Source organism: Rothia sp. P7208, assembly GCF_048512915.1.
Classification (GTDB): domain Bacteria; phylum Actinomycetota; class Actinomycetes; order Actinomycetales; family Micrococcaceae; genus Rothia.
In genome coordinates, this window is the sequence record NZ_JBLXXW010000006.1 from 20,698 (window position 1) to 40,014 (window position 19,317).

The 19,317-nt window shown below is 48.7% G+C and carries 13 protein-coding genes; 8 read left to right on the plus strand and 5 right to left on the minus strand.

Annotation, left to right across the window (positions count from 1 at the left end; genetic code table 11):
- Positions 1-56: 56 nt before the first annotated feature.
- From ACN084_RS06485 to ACN084_RS06495, 3 genes are all read right to left on the minus strand, one after another.
- A complete protein-coding gene (locus ACN084_RS06485; protein ID WP_419101916.1) occupies positions 57-1,442 on the minus strand; it encodes an MFS transporter in 1,386 nt (461 codons plus the stop codon).
- A 71-nt stretch (positions 1,443-1,513) separates the two neighbouring features.
- Positions 1,514-2,299, minus strand: a complete 786-nt coding sequence (locus ACN084_RS06490) for an MIP/aquaporin family protein (RefSeq protein ID WP_419101915.1) — start codon at positions 2,297-2,299, stop codon at positions 1,514-1,516.
- A gap of 287 nt (positions 2,300-2,586) precedes the next feature.
- On the minus strand, positions 2,587-4,344 hold the full coding sequence (locus tag ACN084_RS06495; protein ID WP_419106286.1) for an FAD-dependent oxidoreductase: 1,758 nt from the start codon (positions 4,342-4,344) through the stop codon (positions 2,587-2,589).
- Positions 4,345-4,448: 104 nt separating this feature from the next.
- Between ACN084_RS06495 and ACN084_RS06500 the strand changes: the two genes are divergently transcribed.
- Entirely contained in the window at positions 4,449-5,399 is a 951-nt protein-coding gene (locus ACN084_RS06500; RefSeq protein ID WP_419106287.1) for a sugar-binding transcriptional regulator, read from the plus strand.
- 7 nt (positions 5,400-5,406) lie between these two features.
- Here ACN084_RS06500 and ACN084_RS06505 read toward each other — a convergent pair whose 3' ends face one another.
- On the minus strand, positions 5,407-6,336 hold the full coding sequence (locus ACN084_RS06505; protein WP_419106288.1) for a LysR family transcriptional regulator: 930 nt from the start codon (positions 6,334-6,336) through the stop codon (positions 5,407-5,409).
- A 159-nt stretch (positions 6,337-6,495) separates the two neighbouring features.
- Here ACN084_RS06505 and ACN084_RS06510 point away from each other — a divergent pair, with 159 nt between their 5' ends.
- The 5 genes from ACN084_RS06510 to ACN084_RS06530 all read left to right on the plus strand — a co-directional run bounded on the left by ACN084_RS06510 (position 6,496) and on the right by ACN084_RS06530 (position 13,076).
- The gene (locus ACN084_RS06510) at positions 6,496-9,981 is read left to right on the plus strand and encodes a bifunctional proline dehydrogenase/L-glutamate gamma-semialdehyde dehydrogenase (protein WP_419106289.1); all 3,486 of its coding nucleotides are present in this window, start codon (positions 6,496-6,498) and stop codon (positions 9,979-9,981) included.
- Between the two features lie 338 nt (positions 9,982-10,319).
- Positions 10,320-10,709 (plus strand): glycine cleavage system protein GcvH, encoded by a 390-nt coding sequence (gene gcvH / locus ACN084_RS06515; protein ID WP_419101910.1) that lies wholly within the window; start codon positions 10,320-10,322, stop codon positions 10,707-10,709.
- Positions 10,710-11,000: 291 nt separating this feature from the next.
- Complete coding sequence (locus ACN084_RS06520) at positions 11,001-11,480, plus strand: FHA domain-containing protein (RefSeq protein WP_419101909.1); 480 nt, start codon at positions 11,001-11,003, stop codon at positions 11,478-11,480.
- Positions 11,481-12,257 (plus strand): MerR family transcriptional regulator, encoded by a 777-nt coding sequence (locus ACN084_RS06525; protein ID WP_419101908.1) that lies wholly within the window; start codon positions 11,481-11,483, stop codon positions 12,255-12,257. It abuts the gene before it with no gap.
- A 216-nt stretch (positions 12,258-12,473) separates the two neighbouring features.
- A complete protein-coding gene (locus ACN084_RS06530) occupies positions 12,474-13,076 on the plus strand; it encodes a MerR family transcriptional regulator (RefSeq protein WP_419101946.1) in 603 nt (200 codons plus the stop codon).
- 80 nt (positions 13,077-13,156) lie between these two features.
- Here ACN084_RS06530 and ACN084_RS06535 read toward each other — a convergent pair whose 3' ends face one another.
- The gene (locus ACN084_RS06535) at positions 13,157-13,930 is read right to left on the minus strand and encodes a ParA family protein (RefSeq protein ID WP_419101907.1); all 774 of its coding nucleotides are present in this window, start codon (positions 13,928-13,930) and stop codon (positions 13,157-13,159) included.
- Positions 13,931-14,245: 315 nt separating this feature from the next.
- Here ACN084_RS06535 and ACN084_RS06540 point away from each other — a divergent pair, with 315 nt between their 5' ends.
- Both ACN084_RS06540 and ACN084_RS06545 read left to right on the plus strand, forming a co-directional pair.
- Complete coding sequence (locus ACN084_RS06540; protein ID WP_419106333.1) at positions 14,246-17,698, plus strand: pyruvate carboxylase; 3,453 nt, start codon at positions 14,246-14,248, stop codon at positions 17,696-17,698.
- A 186-nt stretch (positions 17,699-17,884) separates the two neighbouring features.
- Entirely contained in the window at positions 17,885-19,297 is a 1,413-nt protein-coding gene (locus ACN084_RS06545) for a mycothione reductase (protein WP_419106291.1), read from the plus strand.
- Positions 19,298-19,317: the final 20 nt, after the last annotated feature.

The window sequence follows — 19,317 nt, forward strand, 5'->3', positions numbered from 1 at the left end:
TCCTTGTGAAGTTTGAGATTTTGATAATGGACAAAAGATATCTCGTACGAGAAAAATTAGTTGTTGTCTGCCATCTCGCGTTGTTGTAGGAGCTCACGTTCTTTACGGCCGATAATCCACATGAAAACCAGAGCGAGAACAACGATTCCAAGCAACGCGCTATAGGCTACGCCCCAACCAAAATAGTGGATGAGCAAACCTACACCGGTAGATGCCAGTGAAGCACCAAGTAAGTACCCAAAAAGTCCCGTAAATCCGGCTGCGGTTCCTGCAACGTTACGAGGGGATAAATCGATAGCCTGTAACCCGATAAGCATCACAGGGCCATAGATAAGACCACCGATGATGGCGATGAGCAGATAGAAAACTCCGATAGGTGCAGTAGCTGGTAGCAACGCGTATGTTGCTAACGCTATACCTACACCTGCGAGGAATACCATTCCTGCACCAGAACGCCACCCTTTGAAGACTTTATCGGATAGCCAACCGCACAAAAGTGTGCCGATGATCCCTGCAAGCTCATAGATTGCGAAACCAAGAATGCCTTCTTTGACGTTTGTGCCGTGAATCTTATCGGTGAGATAAATCGGAATCCAGTTAAGAACGCCGTACCGCAGAGTGTAAACAAAGACGTTTGTGATTGCTAAAAGCACGATAACTTTGTTCTTCAAAACATGCTTGAAAAGCATTTCTTTCCACGGAATCTGAGATTCAGAAGCGACCTTGGGAGGATCGTTACGATACTCTTCGATAGGTGGCAAACCAACCGCTTCAGGACGGTCACGAATTAGAAGGAACGCGATAAAAGCAACAACGAGCGCAACGATAGCTGGTGCCCAGAAAGCTGGTCGCCAGTCTGCCTCAGACTGAGCGTAGTGATCGAGTGCCCACGCTGAGATGACGCCAACAGCTGCACCACCGACGTTATGTGCACAATTCCAAATGGAGGTTTTCCACCCACGTTCGTTTGTTGAGAACCAGTGGACGAGAACACGCCCTGAGGGCGGCCATCCCATGCCCTGCACCCAACCGTTGACGAACATTGTCAAAGCAAAAATCATAACGGTAGCTGATAATGCCGGAATGAAGGCAATCATCAGGTTGATTACCGCAGAGAGCGCTAAACCTAGGGGCATAAAGTAACGGGCATTAGCTCTATCAGAGAGCATTGCCATGAAGAACTTTGATAACCCGTAAGAGAAGAGCACTGCGTTTGCGACGATACCAATGCCAACAGCATTGAGGATGTCGTGATCTTTAAGTACTGCTGAGACGAGTGAAACGTTATTACGGATGAGATAGAACCCTGCGTAGCCGATGAAGATTCCCATAAAGACGCTCAGACGCATGCGACGGTAACGCTGCGGGATTTCGTTTTCGGGGATACGTTTGGCTGCTGGTGGGGCATTGAGAATACCCAAGGAGAACTTGTGTTGAGTCAATGTGTACCTCAAATAGTAGATGATGGAAAATGCAATAACGGTGCGGTGATGAGAAACCCTACAAACTCGAATTAGATTCCGAGGAACATAGGAACGAGAATTGCTGCTGCAACAGATCCGATGATTGGGCCAACGACTGGAACCCAAGCATAGGACCAGTTAGAATCGCCTTTACCCTTGATAGGTAGCACTGCGTGAGCAATACGTGGACCAAGGTCACGAGCAGGGTTGATAGCGTAACCGGTTGCACCACCGAGGGAGAAACCAATACCTACCACGATGAGAGCAACAGCCAAAGGTCCAAGACCGGAGGGAGTTTGCCCTGACGCTACAACGAATCCGATGAGTACAAAGGTTCCGACTGCTTCAGTAAATACGTTCCAACCATAGGAGCGAATTGCTGGTCCGGTAGAGAAAATACCAAGTTTGACACCTGGTTCGGTTTCCTCATCAAAGTGTTTCTTATAGGTGAGAAATACCATGACAGCACCGGTAAAGGCACCCGTAAATTGACCCGCAAAGTAAATCATCATATTAGATGCTGTTGCAGGTACTTCGCCGACAAGGTTTTCGCCGGCAGCCCACAGCCCGATGGTGACGGCAGGGTTAAGGTGCGCACCAGATGGACCAGATAGGTACACTGCAGCAAAAACTGCCATACCCCAGCCCAACGCAATAGCTACCCAGCCTGCATCTTTAGCGATAGATTTTGGTAGCGAACAAGCAGCGCAAACGCCACCGCCAAGAAGAATGAGGATAAAGGTTCCCAAAAATTCGGAGGAGAATAATCCTAATGCAGTAGGTACTCCATCCGCTCCTACGAGGGCAGATGCGCCCTCCGCCAAAATAGTCTGCATGTATTTTTCCTTTCAACACAGCATTGTGGTGGGGGAAGGAGTAAAAGCAACCATTGCTTTTACACAAACATTCTTGAGGGAAAAATCCTCAAATAACGACAAGAAAAAGATGAGAGGCACTGCGACATATTGTGTGTGCCTGAGCGGTTGATATGAGAGGGGCAGAAACATTGTAGCTGGGGGAAAGTTTCTGCCCCTTCATCAAAAAAATCAGTATTTTATCTGTATGGGGAGTTCTGTATCTATACCTTTCATGTGAAGTTTTCTATGGGGAAACTTATGGAATACTAGCCTAGAGGTACGCGAGGGCAGACATGCTCGATAGATGTGATGCATTGAGCTGCCTGAACGTCAGAAGTTTTTTCTTCTGCTTGAGCGATTGCTTCTACGCGTTTACGGTAGAGTTCTAGCTCTTTCTCCGCTTCAGCTTCGCTCCAACCGAGTTCTGGCGCCATTACTTGGAGGACTTCTTCGGCTGCACGTAAGCCACGGTCACGCTGTTCAAGGTCTAGACGGCAACGGCGGATGAGCACATCTTCTAAGTGAAGAGCACCTTCGTAACGTACTGCAAAGAGGACGTCTGCTCTGAGGAATTGTGGAGCTTTTGCCAAGGGTTGCGCTAATTCTGGTGCTTCATCAATAAGTGCCACGAGTTCCGTAATATCTGCACCATAGCGTTCGAGCAAATGCTCCATACGGTCTTCGTCCCAGCCGAATCGTTGTGCGAGACGTGGGGAAGATGCTTGTGCTGCAGAAAAACCAGCGGCACCCACCAATTGAATATTTTCAGTGACAGAAGGCTGCTCTTGTGCTCGTTCTTTGAGCGCAAAGTCTACGGCGTCAGCTGCCATAACACGGTAGGTGGTGAGTTTTCCACCCGCGATAGCGCTCATTCCGGGGGCTACTTCGGTGACGGTATGCTCGCGTGAAACTTTAGTAGATGCTGCCTCGGAGCCTTCTTTAAGCTTTGGCTGTAGTAGCGGACGTAGACCTGCATAGGTTCCGATGATGTCATCACGGGTCAGCTCACGTGCAAGGAGCTTATTGGCTTGTTCGAGTACATAGTCAATATCTTGCGAAGTTGCTACAGGGTGCGTGATGTCTTCGGTGTATGGGGTGTCGGTTGTTCCGATAATCCAGTAACGCTGCCAAGGGATGATGAAGAGTACAGATTTTTCGGTTTTGGTGAAGATACCGCTGGAAGCATTAATGCGGTCTCGTGGAACGATGATGTGAATACCTTTGGATGCAAGAACTTTAAGCCCGGCATCTTTATTGGCCATGGACTCAGACTCTTCGGTCCATACGCCGGTAGCGTTAATGATGTGTTGGGTACGAACAGTGTGTTCTTGTCCGTTTTCAAGGTCTCGGATGACTGCTCCGGTAACTTTTCCTTGAGTGTCTTTGAGTACTCGGGTGACTTGTGTACGAGATGCCGCTAGGGCACCGTATCCTGCTGCGGTGCGTACAAGGTCAATGACGAGGCGTGCATCATCAACGCGTGCATCGTAGAACTGGATAGCTCCGGTAAAAGCTGAATCTTTAATATCGGGGAATACGGTTTTCGTGCCTTGCTTTGAGAAGTGGTGTTGTGGCGGTACAGTTTTTTTGCCACGAGCCCCAATCAATGCAAGAGTGTCGTACATTCCAATTCCGATAGCGGAATAGGCGCGTTCGATGACTGGTGTTTTGAGAGGCCATAGGAAAGGCTGTGCTTTAACGAGGTGTGGCGCAATTTTTTCAAGGAGTAGGCCACGTTCTTTGAGTGCTTCTGCTACGAGTTTAAAGTCAAGGTTGTAGAGGTATCGGAGTCCGCCGTGGACAAGTTTTGATGACCATGCTGAAGTTCCTGCTGCCCAGTCGCCTGCTTCGACGATAGCGGTTTTGAGTCCGCGGGTTGCTGCGTCTAAGGCGATACCGGCGCCGGTGACGCCTCCGCCAATGACGAGAATGTCTACGCCTTCTTCTTTGCTCATTTCGTGGAGAGCTTCAGTACGAGAAGATGCGGTAAGCTGAGACTTCTGAGCGAATTGTGTGTTGGCCATAGTTCCTGTCCCTTTCTACTACGGATGCTTGATATACATTCTGACGTAGTTGTAGTTACTATGACCAAAACATTTGAACGTTTTTTCAGAAGGGGGAAATTTGAATGAACGAACGTCACGACACCGCATACGAGGCAGCGTACCTGTACTACATGGAAAACCTCACTATGGAACAAATTGCGCAACATCTATACACCTCACGCGCAACGGTATCACGCCTACTCAAAACTGCTCGAGACACCGGAATCGTGCAGATTCGGCTCAACGAAAACAGCAAACCGCAAACAGATCTTGCTCAAAGACTTGGAGACAAGTATCGAGTTCGTGTGCATCTGGTGAAAACTTCAAAAGAACAATCTGCTATTTCCCGTATGGAAAAAGTCGCTAAGCGTGGAGCAATTCTTGTGGACTCCTGCGTTGAAGAAGGCACCTCATTAGGTGTTGCGTGGGGATCAACGGTGACAGAGCTAGCCAAACATCTGCCGTATCGTCCGCTCAAAGATGTGGTGGTAGTACAACTTAACGGAGCCGGTAACGCTCGGCATACAGGTATACCTTACTCGGGGTCGATTCTTGGGCAGATTACCGCCGCATACGATGCGCAGATGGTGCATTTTCCCGTTCCTGCTTTCTTTGACCATTCTGAAACTAAAGAAGCAATGTGGCGTGAACGGAGCATTATGGGAGTTCTCGCTACACAGCGTAAAGCTGATGTTGCGGTGTTTGGGATTGGGGCTTTTGGTGGCGCTATTCCTTCTCACGTGTATAACGGAGGGTATTTTGATGCTCAAGAACAACGCGAATTGCGTGCAAGTGGTGTTGTCGGAGATATGTGTACGGTACTTCTTCGTGAAGATGGAAGCTATCAAGACCTTGCCGTGAACCAACGTGCAACGGGGCCAACCGCAACAGAATTGGCACGGATTCGTCGCCGGATTGCGGTAGTTTCTGGCAATCACCGAGTCTTTGCTTTACGAGGTGCACTGCGCACTGGCGCTATTACAGATGTGGTGATAGATACTCAACTTGCTGAAGCGTTGATGGACTGTCCTTAAAACTTTTTTAGATAGTGTCACTGGGGCACATGCTCTCTTGATGATGTTTGAGGGCACCGGCTGCATATGATAGTGCCCTTCTGACCATGGCAATGTTGGGTTGTCCTGCACTGTCAATTCTAGAGGCGGTAAAGATTTGACGTTCGGGGTGTTCTGGTAAGCAGATGAGTTTAATAGAGGTCTTGTGGTGCGTGGAAGATGTGACAAAACCGGGCAGAATAGCTGCTGCATAACCTTGTTCTGCAAGACGTACATGAGTGAGTAAATCTTCGATGCTATAACGAACTTGCGGTTCGAAGCCTGCCTGACGGCATTGATTAATACCCCAAATACGGCTGGTATTGTGTTCTCGTTCAAAAACCCATGGTAGAGATTTTGCTTCAGTGAGGGTTGTGTAGGGAGAATCTTGTGCTAAAACAAGGTGAATAGGGTCTGCCGTGAGTAGTTCAAGTTGTAGGTCCTCATGTTCAGGTACAAAATGGTGCGGATAGGACTCCGTAATAGCAAGGTCGAATTGTCTGCTTCTTGTGAGTTCTAAACCTGTTTCGGGGTCTATCTGCACAACTTCTAAAATGAGTTGCGGTGCGTTCTGCTGTAAATACGATAGTGCTGTGGGTAAGAGCGCCATCGCTGCTGACTGAAAAATTGCTAGCCTTACGGTGCCTAGCGGTTCGCCAGAAAACTGTGCAATGCGAGTGGCGGTCTTATCCATTTCTCTGAGGATAGCTCGTGCGCCGTGGACGAGGATAAGTCCTTCGTCGGTCAGTCGTACTGAACGTCCTGATCTGCGAATAAGGGGAGCGCCAGCTTCTTTTTCGAGTGCTGTCATCTGTTGTGAGATAGCAGAAGAGGTGAGGTGTAGTGTTCTTGAAGCTGCTGCGAGGGATCCGCGTTCGTGGATTTCAAGAAGGATGCGAAGCCGGTGAATATCGTACATTGTGCTAAACCTCATCACTAGTAGTTAAGCTTTTCTTAACTATTATGCTGAGAAATAATTATTTTTACTAATAGTGTGTTCGCCACCATAACGTGGTCAAATAGAACAAAAGCACAATGAGTGCCAATTCACACAAACACAGAAGATGGGAGCACAGGAATGACAACCAATCCCTTTGCTGCAGAACGCTACCAAGAACTCGCACAAGAAGCCCGAACCCTCGTGCGCCAGTGGCTCACCGAAGCCCAAGACGTCCCCGCAGACTCCTCCGCACAAATGCTCGCAGGCGTCCTCAAAGACCCCAACGGGCTAGACTTTACCGTCGGATTCGTCGACACCGTCGTTCGCCCTGAAGACAATAATGTTGCTGGAGCCAACCTCGCAAAAATCGCACCCCTCGTACCATCATTCCTCCCGTGGTACATGAAAAGTGCAGTAGCCGCCGGCGGAAAAATTGCTAGCAAAGCATCATGGCCCACCGTTGGTATCGCACGACGAGTCCTCCGAGAAATGGTCGGACACCTCATCGTAGATGCCCGCGACGAAAAACTTGGCCCAGCTATTGAACACCTCACCAAAACCGGCAACAAACTTAACGTCAACCTCCTTGGCGAAGCCGTCCTCGGCGACAAAGAAGCAGAACGACGACTCAACGAAACCAAGCGTCTCCTCGCACGAGACGACGTCGATTACGTCTCCATCAAAGTCTCTGCTGTCTCCGGCCCACACTCTCACTGGGCCTTCGACGAAGTCGTCGAAGAAGCAGTACAACGACTCACACCACTTTATGAACTTGCAGCAAACTCTCCTGAAAAGAAGTTCATTAACCTCGACATGGAAGAGTACAAAGACCTCGACATGACCATCGACGTCTTTACCAAAATTCTCGACCAACCACAGCTCAAAGACCTCGAAGCAGGAATCGTTCTACAGGCATACTTGCCCGACACCCTCGCCGCAATGCAAAAACTCCAGCAATGGGCTAGCAACCGCGTAGCCTCCGGCGGAGCACGCATTAAAGTGCGACTGGTCAAAGGCGCCAACCTCTCCATGGAAATCGTTGAAGCCCTCACCCACGGTTGGGAACTGACCACCTGGGATTCCAAACAGCTCAGCGACACCAACTACAAACGAGTCCTCGAATACGCGCTACGCCCCGAACACACCAAAAACATTCGACTAGGCGTCGCCGGACATAACCTCTTCGACGTAGCATTCGCGCTACTCTTGAGCGAAGAACGCGGAGTCAAAGACGATATCGAATTTGAAATGCTCATCGGTATGGCCGCACAACAGGCAGAAGTCATCCGCCGACGTGTCGGACATCTTCTGCTCTACACTCCAGTTGTTCGCCCCGAAGAATTCGACGTAGCAATTTCCTATCTCGTTCGACGTCTTGAAGAAAATGCTTCGAGCGAAAACTTCATGTCAGCAGTATTCGACCTGCATGACAACGCTGAACTCTTCGAACGAGAAGAACAACGATTCATGCGCTCGCTTAACTCTGTTACTGATGAAGTGCCTGAGCCCAAACGTCAGCAAAACCGTCAGACAGAAACCGTCGATAACGTTTTCCGACCCCGTCAAGGATTTGAAAACGCACCAGATACTGACCCTTCGCTTGCTGCAAACCGCCAATGGGGACGAGAAATCCTCGAACGTTCAAAAACAACGAGCTTGGGCATAGAAACTCTCGAAGCCTCACAGCTTAGCTCTAGCGATGAGGTTCAACTACTTGTGGATTCTGTGATTGAAGCATCCAAAGTCTGGGCTGAACGTAGTGGCGCCGAACGAGCTAAAATTCTGCGTCAAGCAGGTATCGCACTTGGTGTGAACCGTGCAAAACTACTTGAAGTGATGGCAGCAGAGGCAGGAAAAACTCTCGACCAAGGCGATACTGAAGTCTCAGAAGCAATCGACTTCGCAAACTACTATGCGACGTTGGCAGAGAATATCGAACACATCGACGGGGCAACCCCTGTACCTGTTCACCTCACACTAGTAGTGCCACCGTGGAACTTCCCAACGGCTATCCCCGCAGGTGGTGTTCTTGCTGCACTGGCGGCCGGGTCTGGTGTCGTTTTCAAACCTGCAACGAACACTGCAAGAACGGGTGCTTTGATTGCTGAGATTCTTTGGGAAGCTGGAGTCCCTCGCGAGCTTCTCCGACTCATCAAAATCACAGATCGTCAGGCCGGAAAAGAGCTTATCTCTCACCCAGCAGTAGACCGACTGATTCTCACGGGCGGATACGAAACAGCAGAAACTTTCCGTTCATGGCGTCAAGACTTACCATTATTTGGTGAGACCTCTGGCAAAAACTCCATCATCGTTACGCCTAACGCCGACCTTGATTTAGCGGTTAAGGACGTTGTCTATTCTGCTTTTGGGCATGCTGGACAAAAATGTTCTGCAGCATCAACGGTGATTCTCGTTGGAACTGTTGCACAATCTGAACGTTTCAAGAATCAGCTAGTCGATGCTGTATCTTCCTTGCACGTAGCCTACCCACAAGATATCGAATCTCAGATGGGGCCGATTATCGCACCGGCAGAAGGCAAACTACTCAGCGGACTAACCACTCTTGGAGACGGCGAAAGCTGGCTAATTGAACCTAAAAAGCTTGATGAGAGTGGCAAACTCTGGTCACCAGGTGTACGTGTAGGAGTTAAGCCGGGAAGTGAATATCACCTCACCGAATATTTTGGTCCGATTCTCGGCATTATGGTGGCGCAAACTCTTGAAGAAGCCATTGAATTGCAAAATGCAACTGACTACGGTCTTACTGCAGGGCTTCACTCTCTTGATTCTGATGAACTGGCATTATGGTTATCTCGTGTTGAAGCAGGAAACCTCTATGTCAACCGCGGAATTACTGGTGCAATTGTTCGCCGTCAGCCCTTCGGCGGTTGGAAGAAATCCACTGTGGGCAGTGGAACTAAAGCTGGAGGACCTAACTATTTAGTAGCCCTCAGCGATTGGAAGAGCGCTCCTTCGACAGCTACTGCTATGCCAACCTCTCGAGCTGTCCGCGAGACTCTGGCTGCTACCCGCCAACCTACTGCTGTAGACCATGAAAAACTAGAATTCTTGGTTCGTTCTGCATCTTCTGATGCTGAGGCCTATAACAGCGAGTTCGGCATTGCTCACGACCCCTCACAGTTAGGTGTCGAACGCAATATTTTGCGTTATGTTCCTCAAACTGTACAAGTTCGTGCGGATTCTTCTGCGAACGTAGCTGATACTTTACGTGTACTCCTTGCTGGTTTGGCAGCTGGTGCACCTATCTACCTATCAACTGCTCAGCAGCTGCCAGTAGCTGTGGCTGGAACATTAGAAAACCACGGAGTAAAGATTGCTCTTCAAAGCGATGAGGAATACCGTCAGTGGCTCAACTCTTATGCTTCAAAGAGCACTGCAGACTTGCAAGGTACGCCTCTAGAAGGTAGCCGTATCCGTTATATTGGAGATCAAGCAACAAGCATTTTTGCCGCGTTGAATGGACGTCCTGATATCGGTATTTATACGGCTGCAGTCACTGAAGCCGGACGTATTGAGATGCTTCCATTTGTTAAGGAGCAGGCAGTCTCGATTACTGCGCATCGTTTTGGTAATCCCAACAGATTCTCTGAACACGTCATCTAATACTCCTGTTAGGCGTGGTGTCGTAGAAACGTTTTCTGCGACACCACGTGCTTTAAACATCAAAATAGTTTTCTTCTACAAAGTAAGATATGGCTGCCTGTTTGAGAATAATTCTTGTGAACGCGCTGTTGTTGAACCTATCTGAATGAGATGTGGAATACTATAGAGTGTGTGACGGGTCAAACGTATAAGAAGATGTATTGTCGTATCATCTTGTTGCGTTAAGAACAGCACACGCCACTGTTCTTCCCCGTTGCTGAACATGGTTTATTTTCTGGGGCTAGCAGCCCCGGGCATCTTGGTGGTCGTATCGCCACACGCACGAAAGGAAAGCCACTATGAGTGACGTACCCGCAAATCTGCTATATACCTCAGAACACGAATGGGTGACCGCTGTAACTGCAGAAGGTACCGTAAAAATAGGTATTACCGATCACGCACAACAAGCTCTTGGCGACGTCGTGTATGTTGATCTTCCTGAGGTGGGGGAGAACGTCGTCGGCTCAGAGACTTTCGGAGAAATTGAATCCACAAAATCTGTCTCAGATTTATTTGCGCCCGTTAGTGGTGAAGTCGTTGCCATCAACGAAGAAATTGAAGCAGATCCTGCTCTTGTGAATACCGATCCCTATGAGAAGGGGTGGCTGATTGAGCTACGTCCCGATAACGTAGAGGATCTCTCTGCACTTCTTGACGCAGAAGCTTATGCTGCAGAAATTGCTGAATAAGTAGCGACTCTTCTGGTTGTTGGTGCCGGTCTTTAACATCAGTAAAAGACCGGCACCAATACTGTTTAACGGCATATTATGAGGGAGCGTCTTAGAGAACTACCTGATGATCCCTTCAAGAAAATCCTTGAGGAGTTTTGTATGCCATCGTGTTTTATATAGCTAACTCTTATACTTGCCTATAAGATTAGACGGTAGGTTCAATGTTTACCGAATCGTTATCATTATGAGTGGATAAGATTCAATCAAAATTTGACCTACAGGGAAGAATACTATGGCGAAGGATCCCCCATGACTGAACAGAACGAAGCGCACCCACCGACAGCTGCGCTCAACGCTATCACGCAACAAGAGATGCGGATTGCTGCGAAAGTTTTTGCAGAATTTAAAGATGCTAACCACAAACCCACAGTAGAAGAAATGGACGTTTTAGCAACCATTCCTCAAGGCTCAGGGCTACTCATCTGCACTAGCACAGAACTTGAAGGCGCTCGTTTCTTGCTCAACTCTGAGCTTGACGAAAACGGTGCGGAGAAACAAATCGTTGTGGGTCGTAGCCCAGATTCTGATATCTTCCTCGACGACGTTACCGTCTCTCGTCAGCACGCTGTTTTCACGCCTAACGCTGGATCTTTTGTTATCACGGATAATAATTCGCTCAACGGAACATACCTCAACGGCGACCGCGTAGACACTGCTTTCCTTAAAAATGGGTCTGAACTTCAGATTGGAAAATACATTTTTGCATTCTTCTTGGGAGTCGGAGAATAAATGTCAGACTCTGCACAAAAGCTCTCTGATAGTGAAGGTAAAGACCGCACTATCGGCCAAGTTCTTAGTGCTCTTGACGTCAATTTTAAAGGCATTAGCGCTTCAAAAATTCGCTTTTTAGAAGATAAAGGCTTAGTACAACCTCACCGCACAAACACCGGATACCGGAAGTACTCTGCCCGAGACGTTGAACAGCTACGCTACATCCTATCGTTACAACGGGACCAATACCTGCCGCTGAAAGTTATCAAAGATAAACTTCAAGCAGGGGAGTTCGAACAGTATTATCGGGAAAAGACACAAGGCGACACGACAGCTGAATCTTCGCCCCGTAATACACAAGAACAACATGCCCAAGTACACGGTGAAGAACAGGACGCCGTCGCTAGTTTTGTTCCCTTACCGGAGCAAGAACGAAGCTATACTCTTCGAGAGCTTTCTACTGCTGCCGGTGCGGATATGCCACTGCTCCGTGAACTTATCAATTTTGGTCTGATTCGAGATGTCGACGGAAACTATAGCGAATATGATGTCGCTATCACCAAAATTTGTTCTCAGCTTACCTCTCATGGCTTGCAACCCCGACATTTACGTCAATTCCGCGCAACAGCAGAACGAGAAGCTGAACTTGTCAAAAATGCGGTAGCGCCCTTAGCCTTGAGAAAAGATAAAGATTCTCTGTCACTAGCAAAAACACGTGCACGAGAGATCTCTAATCTTTGCCTTCGCCTACATATGGCACTCGTTATTTCTTCTATCCCTGACTACGACTCCTAAAACTCGTATCAGGGGAATCTCTGAAGAAAAACAACTGTTCTTTATCGAGAATGACGACGTTTTGCCGTATCTACCGGTAATATGTCAAGAGGTCAGTAAAAAAGTATCTACGGTTAGGAAGTCCTTATGGTAGCTCACAAGAATGGGGGCACGCGTCGCCCTAGTTCTGCGGTTCAGCCCTTGAACCTAGCTACACAGAACTCAGAAACTATACCGATGGATCAGCCTATTCTGGGGTTTGAGCAAGTGATGCCCAAGCAACCTCCTCAGCAAGGTGAACAAGGGGTACTCTTCACTGACTCCGTCTCACTCGTTGACGAAAACCTCGGATACCGTGGACCAGTGGCTTGCAAAGCCGTAGGAATTACCTACCGCCAATTAGACTACTGGGCGCGCACCAAACTTGTAGAACCTACTGTACGTTCAGCCTCAGGCTCAGGATCTCAACGTTTATACTCTTTCAGAGACGTCCTTGTCCTTAAAATTGTTAAGCGTCTTCTTGACACTGGAGTCTCTCTACAACAAATCAGAACTTCGGTGAAACATCTACGTACTCGCGGAATCGAAGACCTCTCCGGCATTACCTTGATGAGCGACGGGGCAAGCGTCTACGAATGTACTTCACCTCATGAAGTGATTGACCTTGTACAAGCTGGGCAAGGCGTTTTTGGTATTGCTATTGGTAGAGTCTGGCGTGAACTCGAAGTTAACCTCGCCAACCTTCCAGGCGAAAATACCTGCGCAATCTCTGACGATGAAGAACTCGCTCAAACAGATGAGCTTTCCCTGCTTCGCGCTAAAAAAGCAAACGGAAAATAACCTCAACATACTTAAAACATTCAGCGAGGGGTTTTATACAAAATATCTTGTATAAAACCCCTCGCTGAATGTCTAAAGAATTATTTAAGTCCTTGAAGAATATCAGAGAAAACCGCTGCACAACGTCGCACATCATCGCTTGGCCAATAATGCACAGGATAGGCAGAACCTTGAACTCGTTGGAATTCTTCAAAATCCTCTAAAAACTGGTCAGCAACAAGATCCCCAAATAAGACCTTCATCTCTTCAACACGATAAGAATGCTCACTACTGTGAGGACGAACCTTATTCAAAATAACTGAAGCAGAGGAAACTGAATACTGACTATTTTCCTCAAAACGAGTAATAGCACGCAACGTACGTTCTGTACCGGCAACCGAAAATAAAGAAGGTTCAGCTACCGAAATAACACGGTCAGAAGCTGCCCATGCCATCGAGGTGAGAACACCTAACGTTGGAGGGCAATCAATGAATACCACATCATAATCATCAATATTTCCTTGAAGCAGGTTCAACAACCGTGGCAGATACTGAGACAAGGGTGCTTGCTCCAGGGGAGTAGAAGACGCACTACCACGGACAACGTGAACAACTCCACCCGAATTTTCATGTTCCTGAGCAATAGCGTTCCACCCAGAAGAAACAATATTATCGGTGAAAGAGAACCGATCTGGGGCAGCAAGCATACTGCCAATATCGGCTCCCGTCGTTGGAACACCCAAACCTGTGCTTGCATCGCCGTGAGGATCTAAATCAATCACAAGGACCTTCTGTCCAGCGTGCAAAGCTGCTGAGGTAAGACCAAGAGTAACTGAAGTTTTACCAACTCCACCTTTAAGGCTGCTGATACTCACAACCAGTGGCATAAAAATGGCCCCCACCCAAATCCAGAACACAAAACTAACGTGCAATTTTTACACAGTTAACATAATGCTACCGAACTTTAGAGGTAACTCCTGTCAATAGTCACGGAAAATATCGCATTGTGGGCTTAAATGTAGATAATCACAGTACACACCCTGTAACTATGTAAACTTTAGGTATTCTTGGCTTCACCAAGAACAAAAAAGGGCAAAAACTAGCAATGATGCATATAGTAGAGCTAGTCACACACCGTGAAAACCTCTACCAAGAATGCCTCCTATGCTAGGCAGATTGGAACTAAACACATGTTTGAAAAGATTCTTGTCGCAAACCGTGGCGAGATTGCCATTCGTGCATATCGCGCCGCCTACGAACTTGGTGCAAAAACAGTTGGCGTATTCCCCTACGAAGACCGCCACTCCATTCACCGTCAGCAAGCCGACGAAGCCTACCCTATCGGTGAAGAAGGACACCCCGTTCGTGCGTACCTTGATATCGAAGAAATTATCCGCGTCGCCAAAGAAGCCGGCGCAGACGCTATCTACCCAGGATATGGTTTTCTCTCAGAAAACCCAGACTTAGCACGTGCCGCGGAGAAAGAAGGAATCACCTTCATCGGACCACCGCCAGAAGTTCTAGAACTCGCCGGTAACAAAGTCGAAGCACTCCGCGCCGCACGAGCAGCCGGAATACCCGTCCTCAAATCTTCCGAACCATCTAAAGACACCGAATACCTACTGGCAGAAGCCGAAAAAATTGGGTTCCCCATCTTCGTCAAAGCAGTAGCAGGCGGTGGCGGGCGAGGAATGCGTCGAGTCGAAAGCAAAGAGGCTCTACCTGACGCGCTCGCATCGGCAATGAGAGAAGCAGACACCGCATTTGGCGACCCCACCGTATTCCTAGAACAAGCAGTACTGCGCCCGCGCCATATCGAAGTGCAAATCCTTGCCGATGCACAAGGGAACATCGTGCACCTCTTTGAACGTGACTGCTCCTTGCAACGGCGACACCAAAAAGTTGTCGAAATCGCACCAGCACCACAACTTGATGAGAACATTCGTCAAGCTCTCTTCCGAGACGCCGTAAAATTTGCTCGTGAACTCGGATACCAGAACGCTGGAACCGTAGAATTTCTTGTCGATACCGCAGGTGAACGCGCCGGAGAACACGTCTTCATCGAAATGAATCCACGCATTCAGGTTGAGCACACCGTCACCGAAGAAGTCACAGACGTAGACCTCGTCCAAGCTCAAATGCGCATCGCTTCAGGGGAATCCCTTGAAGACCTCGGCATCAGGCAAGAAGAACTACACGTTCGAGGCTCAGCCTTACAATGTCGCATCACAACTGAAGATCCTGCCAACGGATTCCGACCTGACGTCGGAAAAGTGTCATACTACCGATCAGCAGGTGGCTCTGGCATCCGCTTGGACGGCGGAACAGTCTACACCGGAGCTCAAATCTCACCGCACTTCGACTCCATGCTTGTAAAACTCACCTGCCGTGGACGAAACTTCTCAGCAGCAGTACAACGAGCTCAACGCGCACTTGCAGAATTCCGTATCCGCGGAGTCGCAACCAACATCCCCTTCCTTCATGCCGTCCTTGAAGATCCCACCTTCCAAGCTGGAGACGTCTCAACCCCGTTCATCGACGAACACCCAGAACTGTTACGTAAACGTCCCTCCAGCGACCGTGGCACAAAAGCCCTACAATACCTAGCAGAAGTGACCGTTAACCAACCTCACGGTCCACGTATTGAAGGGCCAGACCCCCGTCATAAACTTCCTCGATTCCCCGGGGACAAAATTGACGAGCCTTTCCGCTCACCGTTCGACCACGGCGAACACGAACGACCCCGAGGATGGCGGCATATCCTGCAAGAGCGCGGACCAAAAGGATTTGCACAAGCACTACGCGAATACCAGCCAGTCGCTATTACCGATACAACGTTCCGAGATGCCCACCAATCTCTGCTTGCAACACGTCTAAGAACCCGAGACCTGCTAGCAGCAGCACCAGCAGTATCACATGTACTACCAGAACTATTCTCGGTAGAAGCATGGGGTGGAGCAACCTACGACGTGGCGTTACGTTTCCTCTCAGAAGACCCGTGGGAACGTCTAGCACATCTTCGTGCGGCCATGCCAAATATCCCCATCCAGATGCTTCTACGCGGACGAAACACCGTCGGATACACTCCTTATCCGGTAGAAGTAACCGATGCTTTCGTCCAAGAAGCGGCTGCTACAGGCGTTGATATCTTCCGTATCTTTGACGCTCTCAACGACGTCTCACAAATGACTCCTGCAATTGAGGCAGTACGGAAAACCGGAACAGCCGTTGCAGAAGTCGCCATGTGCTACGCCGGTAACCTCCTAGATCCTCAGGAGAAGGTCTACACTCTTGAGTATTACCTTGAGCTCGCACAACAAATTGTTGACGCGGGTGCACACATCCTTGCTATCAAAGATATGGCAGGGCTACTACGTCCAGAAGCTGCACGACGTCTCGTAAGTGCCTTACGCGAACGTTTTAGCCTACCAGTACATCTGCACACCCACGACACTGCGGGTGGACAAATCGGAACACTACTGGCTGCTGTAGAAGCAGGTGTAGACGCTGTTGACCTTGCCTCTGCCACATTAGCTGGTACAACCTCACAGCCTCCTTTCTCTGCCTTCATCGCCGCGATGGACGGCACCGCGCGCCAACCAGAAGTAAGCCTTGACGCAGCGCTCTCTCTAGAGCCTTATTGGGAAGCTATTCGTGCAATTTACCGTCCCTTCGAAAATGGCTTGAGCTCACCTACTGGGCGAGTCTACGATCATGAGATTCCTGGCGGACAACTCTCAAACCTCAGAGCACAAGCCAAAGCCCTTGGCTTGGCTGACCGCTTTGAAGATATCGAGAATATGTACGCTGCGGCAGATAAGATGCTGGGACATATCGTCAAAGTTACTCCCTCCTCAAAAGTTGTTGGCGATCTCGCTTTACAACTGGTAGGAATGGGAGTAGACCCTGAAGAGTTCGAGAAAAACCCTCAGAACTTTGATATTCCTGACTCCGTTATCGGTTTTCTGAACGGGGAGCTAGGAACCCCACCAGCAGGCTGGCCAGAGCCTTTTAGAACCCGTGCTCTTGAAGGGCGAAAACTAGCGAAACCGACGGTCAATGAACTCTCTGAAGAGGATAGAAAAGCTCTACAAGAAGGTGGAGACACACGTCGTAAAACGCTAAATAGGCTACTTTTCCCTGCCCCGACACGAGAATTTGAACGTGTCCGTCAAGACTACGGTGACGTCTCTATCCTTCATACTCGAGATTTCCTCTACGGTATGATCGAAAACCGAGAACACGTTATCTCCCTAGGCAAAGGGGTGCGCCTCATCGCCAGCCTACAAGCAATCTCTGAACCAGATTCTAAAGGTATCCGGCACGTCATCTGCACCCTGAACGGTCAATCTCGAACCGTCGAAGTTCGAGACCTCTCCATCGAATCCGACGTCAAAGAAGCAGAAAAAGCTGACCCAACCAACCCCGGTCACATTTCTGCACCTTTTGCCGGTGGCGTAACGATTACCGCCACCGTAGGAGAGCGTGTCGAAGTCGGTGAACAGATTGCTACTATCGAGGCAATGAAGATGGAAGCATCTATCACGTCGCCGGTAGCCGGCGTCGTAGAACGAGTCGTCTACCAAGATGTTACTCAAGTGGCAGGTGGAGACTTGCTCATCGTAGTTAACACCAACTCATAAAAACACAACTCACTAGGTGATGAGGTCTTTCTTTAACAAAACTTCTTTTTTGTTAAAGAAAGACCTCATTTTTTATGAACGTCGTAGCATAAACACATCAAAGGCTGTCAACGAGGGAATAGAAGCACCACCAACATCGTTATAGTCAGCAGAATCTATCCCGAATACTCATTTCATGGAGGAAACATGACTGAAGAATACGACCTCATCATTATTGGATCAGGCTCAGGGAACTCCCTCATCGATGAACGTTGGGAACATCAAAAAGTTGCCATCGTGGATGGTGGAACGTTCGGAGGAACCTGCCTGAACTTCGGTTGTATCCCCACTAAACAATACGTTTATCCCGCAACTCTTGCCTACGAAACAACTCATATGCAACGCCTCGGTGTGCAAGCAGAGCTTGTGAACGTTTCATGGAAACAGATGCGAGACAGAATCTTTACACGCATTGACGCAATTTCTGAAGGAGGACTTAACTACCGTAAAACTCTAGACCATGTCACGGTCATTGAAGAATACGCTCATTTTGTGGATACTCATACCCTTCAAACCGATAGTGGACGTCAACTACACGCACCAAAGATTGTGATTGCTGCCGGCTCACACACCACCATTCCCGAAAATATTGATGGCGTGAATAGCCCTCTAGTACACACTTCAGACACTATTATGCGTATCGAAAAGCTACCGCAAAGTCTGATTATTATTGGGGGAGGATTCATTGCAGCAGAATTTGCCCACGTCTTTAGCTCTTTAGGCACTGAGGTGACTCAACTTCACCGTTCAGAAACTCTGCTACGCGGTGCTGACGAACTCATCTCAGAACGTTTTGAATACAACGCACGTAAACAATGGAGCGTATACACGAATACTCCCGTCCATGCCATCGAGACAGATGAGAACGCTCAGCAAGTCACGGTTCGTGCTGAGCATGAAGGAGAAGAAAAAAACTTTAACGCAGAGCTTGTGCTCTTGGCTGTTGGACGAACACCGAACAGTGCATCGCTTAACCTTAAAGATGCTGGTTATGACGTATTAGACGGTGGTTTCCTTGCCGTTGACCAATATCAGCGGGCACTATCGAAGGGGAAAGTCGTAGAGGGCGTATTTGCTTTAGGAGATATTAGCTCACCGTGGATGCTCAAACACGTTGCGAATGCACAGATGCGCGCCGTGCAACACAACCTCTGGGCGAGTGAAGACCTCCACAGCGCAGAAGACAATATTGTTCCGGCAGCGGTCTTTACTCACCCCCAAATTGCTAGTGTTGGACTCACAGAAAAACAAGCTATGCAACGAGCCGAAGAAGAAGGCTTCAACATCGTGACCAAAATTCAAAAGTACGGTGATACTGCTTATGGGTGGGCGATGGAAGACGATGAAGGATTCGTCAAGCTCATTGCTCGTACAGATACGGCTGAGCTCCTAGGGGCACATATCATGGGTGCTGAAGCGTCATTGCTGATTCAGCCGCTGATTCAGGCAATGAGCTTTGGACAAGACGTAAGAACCTTAGCTCGTGGACAGTATTGGATTCATCCAGCACTTACAGAAGTTGTCGAAAACGCTATCCTAGGCCTTGAGCTACATGCCTAAATAGCACCTAGAGGCATCAA